The organism is Photorhabdus sp. RM96S (assembly GCF_042879335.1).
Taxonomy (GTDB): Bacteria; Pseudomonadota; Gammaproteobacteria; order Enterobacterales; family Enterobacteriaceae; genus Photorhabdus; species Photorhabdus kayaii.
This window is the reverse complement of the sequence record NZ_JBHFKT010000300.1, coordinates 1-223: the sequence shown is the minus strand read 5'-3', so window position 1 is coordinate 223 and position 223 is coordinate 1. Positions and strand designations below refer to the sequence as shown.

General features: G+C 59.2%; 1 protein-coding gene. It reads right to left on the bottom strand.

Annotated elements, in window-relative coordinates; all coding sequences use genetic code 11:
• Positions 1–223, bottom strand: a 223-nt coding sequence (locus ACGF49_RS25450; protein ID WP_387493637.1) for a hemagglutinin repeat-containing protein, incomplete at both ends; no start/stop codon positions are given.

The window sequence follows — 223 nt, the reverse complement described above, 5'->3', positions numbered from 1 at the left end:
GTTGAGGGTGACGGTTTGTCCTGCATCCAGCGTAGTTTCATTATGGCTGACGCCGTTGCCGCTTTCACTGCCTTTACCGCGGTTGGTACTGACGGAGAGATTAATACCCGTGCCCCCCGGTCCGGCAGTCAAACCGACGCCCAGTGAGCCACCGCGGCTGCTGTTTTTACCGGTGGTCTGTTCGGTGTTCTGGCTGGAGGAGAGCTGGATATCCCGGCTGGCA